Origin of the sequence: Pseudomonas sp. 1 R 17 (assembly GCF_900067035.1) — a bacterium.
GTDB classification, from domain to species: domain Bacteria; phylum Pseudomonadota; class Gammaproteobacteria; order Pseudomonadales; family Pseudomonadaceae; genus Aquipseudomonas; species Aquipseudomonas marginalis.
In genome coordinates this window covers 1-4,218 of sequence record NZ_FKLB01000014.1, presented here as the reverse complement: position 1 = coordinate 4,218, position 4,218 = coordinate 1, and the positions used below count along the sequence as shown (strand labels likewise).

The 4,218-nt window shown below is 65.2% G+C and carries 1 protein-coding gene; it reads right to left on the bottom strand.

The genetic code is table 11. The annotated features are described in order from the left end of the window. Nucleotides 1-4,218, bottom strand: a 4,218-nt coding sequence (locus BFP99_RS01765; RefSeq protein WP_065946536.1) for a condensation domain-containing protein, incomplete at both ends; no start/stop codon positions are given.

Genomic DNA, 4,218 nt, shown 5'->3' with positions numbered 1-4,218 from the left:
CAAAGTGGCTGTCGAGGATATAGCAGCCGAGGTTGGCGATCGGGCGGCCAATTGGTACCGCATCGCGGCCTTCGTCCACGCAGGTCCAGTGGGTCACGTCGATGGCGGCTTCGGTCGGGCCGTACAGGTTGTAGAGACCGGCCTGGGGCAGCTTGGCGAAGACCTGCTGCTGGGCATCCACCGGCAACGCTTCACCACTGCACACGATGCGGTGCAGAGTATGGCAAGTCGCAACCGTCGGCTCCTGCAGGAAGGCCTGCAACATCGACGGGACAAAGTGCAGCGTGGTGACCTGCTCGGCATTGATCAGGCGCACCAGTTTGCTCGGATCGCGATGATCCCCCGGCGCGGCGACCACCAGGCGCGAGCCGGTCATCAACGGCCAGAAGAACTCCCACACCGATACGTCGAAGCTGAACGGGGTCTTTTGCAGCACCGTGTCGCTGACATCGAGGCGGTAGGCTTCCTGCATCCATTGCAGGCGATTGGCCAGGGCTGAATGGCGGTTGCCCGCCCCTTTGGGTTGGCCGGTGGAACCCGAGGTGTAGATCACGTAGGCGAGGTTTTCACCGTCCAGGGCGATGCCTGGGTTGGCGTCGCTGTAGCCCTCGAAGGCAGACTCACCCAGCACCAGGGTTTCCAGGCCTTGGGGAATCGGTAGCTGTTCACGCAAGTGCGCCTGGGTCAACAGCAGTTTCACCCCGCTGTCTTCCAGCATGTAGGCCAGGCGTTCGCGCGGGTATTCCGGGTCCAGCGGCACATAGGCGCCACCGGCCTTGAGCACCGCGAGCAAGCCGACCACCATCTCGATGGAACGCTCCACCGCCAGGCCCACCAATACGTCCGGCCCTACGCCGGCCTCGATCAGGCGGTGGGCCAGGCAGTTGGCGCGGCGGTTCAGCTCGGCGTAGCTCAAGCGCTGCTCGGCAAATACCAGTGCCGTGGCGTCCGGCGTGCGCGTCACCTGCTGTTCAATCAGCTGATGCACACAGTGCTGCAACGGGTAGTCCCGCGCCGTGGCGTTCCAGTCCTGTACCACTTGCCGGCGTTCGGCCACATCGAGCATCGCCAGTTCGCCCAGGCGCTGCTGGCCGTCCTTGAGCATGGCTTGAAGCAGGTTGAGCAGATGGCGGCCGTAGGTTTGCACCGTGTCCGGGTCGAAATGCGCACGCGCAAAGCTGAACTGCACCGACAGCGTGTCACCGACGTCCACCAGCACCGTCAGCGGGAAGTTGGTCTGCTCGCGGGAATCCGGCAGGCCAAAACGGATACCGCTGCCGCCACTCTGTTCCAGGGCCTTGGACACCGGGTAGTTCTCGAACACCAGGATGTTGTCGAACAGGGCTTCACCGCCCTGCCCGGCCCAGCGCTGGATATCGTACAGCCCGGTGTGTTCATGCTCGCGCAACGCCAGGTTCTGCGCCTGCACCCTTTGCAACCAGTCGGCCACGGTTTGCTCGCCCTCCACTGCGCAGATCACCGGCAGGGTATTGATGAACAGGCCAATCTGCTGCTCCACCCCCACGAGGTCTGCCGGGCGCCCGGCCACGGTGGCACCGAACGACACCACCGCCTGCCCGCTATGGCGCTGCAACAGGACCAGCCACGCCGCCTGGACCAGGGTGTTGAGCGTGACCTTATGGCTGCGGGCGAAGGCCTCGAGGCGCCCTATCAGGGGGCGATCCAGGCTCAGCGCGTGCTCGCCATGCCCGTCCGCCGCCATGGGCTGGCTGCGGCCCAGGCGAGTCGGCGCTTGCAGTGCACTCAACTGCTCGCGCCAGAAGGTTTCGGTCGCACCGGCATCACGCTGCTGCAACCAACCGATGTAATCGCGATAGCGTCCTGCCGCTTCGGGCACTGCCACGCCGGCGTAACGTTGCAGCACTTCACCGAACAGTCGCGAATTGCTCCAACCGTCTATCAGGATGTGATGGCTTGTGTAGATCAGCTCATGGCGTTGCTCGTCGGTACGCACCAGCACCAGACGGACCAGCGGTGCCTTGGCCAGCTCAAAGCCCTGGCGACGCTGGGCTTGCTGCAGGTCTTGCAACGCCAGCTCCGGCTCCGGCATGGCGCGCCAGTCGAGAAGTTCGATGGGCAGCCGTGCCTCGCGGTACACCACCTGGCATGGCCACTCCAACTGGCCCTCCCAGAAAAACCCGCTGCGCAGCACGTCATGGGCCTGCACCGTGGCATCCCAGGCCCGCTGGAAGCGCGCCACATCCAGGCCCTCGGCCGTCACGCGAATCTGGTTGATGTAGTCGCCGGCGGCCTGTTCGTACAGGGTGTGGAACAGCATGCCTTGCTGCATGGGCGACAAGGTGTAGATGTCGTCAATCCCATCGGCGGCCAGCGGCAAGGACTCAAGCTGCTGCTGGTTCAGGCGTGACAACGGGAAGTCCGAGGCGGTCACGCCGTGGTTGCCGGGGGTGCAGCAATGTTCCACCAATGCCGTCAGCTCACGGCTGAAGGCCTGGCTCAAGGCATCGATCTGCGACGCCTCGAACATCAGCGGGCTGAAGGTCCAGCCCATGTGCAGTTCACCGCCGAATACCTGGCCGTTGAGGGTCAGCCAGTTGCCCAGCGGCGCCTCCGGGCTCTGCTCGGCTCCGGCGCTTTCCGCTGCGAGTACAAACAAACCGTCCGGCTGGTCAAAGCTGGCGTCGATCTGGCCCAGGTAATTGAAGGTGATGCGCGGCACCGGCAATGCGCTGAATGCCTGGCGCGTGGCCTCGTCGCCGAGGTAGCGCAGCGCGCCGAAGCCCAGGCCCTTGTCCGGCACGGCGCGCAGTTGCTCCTTGATCTGCTTGATCGAGGCGCCGAGGGATTCGGCCGGGGTCAGGCGCACCGGGAACAGGCTGGTGAACCAGCCCAGGGTGCGGGTCAGGTCGATATCCTCGAACAGTTCTTCGCGGCCATGGCCTTCCAGTTGGATCAGGCTGGAAGCCTGCCCGGTCCACTGGCAGATGACACGCGCCAGGGCGGTCAGCAGCAGATCGTTGATCTGGGTGCGATAGGCCGCAGGCGCCTGTTGCAGTAATTGCCGGGTGTGCTCGGCGTCCAGTCGGCTGACCACTGTCTGCGCCAGGCGGCCAGGACGCGCGCCTTGGGGATCACGGCAGGGCAGATCGGTAGGCACGCCCTGGAGCTGTTGCAGCCAGAAGTGTTTTTGCGGCTGTACCGCTTCGCTGCGGGCATGGGCCTGCAAACGCTCGGCCCAGGCCTTGAACGACGAGGTCTTGGCCGGCAACGGCTGTTGACGGTAGAGGCTTTGCAGGTCCTCGAGGAACACCCGCCAGGACACGCCGTCCACCACCAGGTGGTGCATGACCAGCAACAGGCGCTGGGAACCATCGGCCAGTTCGGCAAGCACCGCACGCAACAAGGGCCCCTGTTGCAGGTCGAGGCTGCGCTGGGCTTTTTCGCACAGCGCGGCCAGTTCGTCGGCATCCGCCACCGCGGCCTGCCACAACACCTCCGGGATGGCGGCTGCATGCTCGGCCCGCCACCCTTCGGCGGGCTGGCTGAAGCTCAGGCGCAGCCCATCGTGGTGGTGGACGATGGCGTGCAAGGCCGCTTGCAGCCGATCTGCCCGCACCGGCTCGCGTGGCGTCAGCAGCAAGGACTGGTTCCAGTGGTGGCGCTCCGGCAGGTCCATCTCGAAGAACAGCTGCTGGAACGGCAGCAACGGCGTTTCGCCCTGCACCGGGCCCTGGTCAAACACCTGGGCAACCTGCAACTGCGCCACCCGCGCCAGGCTGCGCACGGTCTGGTGCTGGAACAACGCCTTGGCGGTGAAATGGATACCGGCGGCGCGGGCGCGGCTGACCACTTGGATCGAAATGATCGAATCACCGCCGCGCTCGAAGAAGTTGTCGTTCAAGCCTACCTGTTCGACGCCCAGCACCTCGGCCCAGATATCCGCGATCTGCTGCTCCAGGGCACTTTGCGGGGCCTCGTAGTGGTGGGTGGCTTCGGGTTTGGGCAGCGCCTTGCGGTCGAGTTTGCCGTTGGGGCTCAAGGGCATTTGCTCCAGCAGCATCCATTGTGCCGGGACCATGTAGTCCGGCAGGTGCTGGGCCAGGTGGGCGCCGAGGACCTCGCGCCAATCATCGCCAGCGTCCTGCAGCACCAGGTAGCCCACCAGGTATTTACCGTCGACCGCCAACACGGCAGCCTCACGGACCCACGCGTGCTCCAGCAGGCGCGCTTCGATTT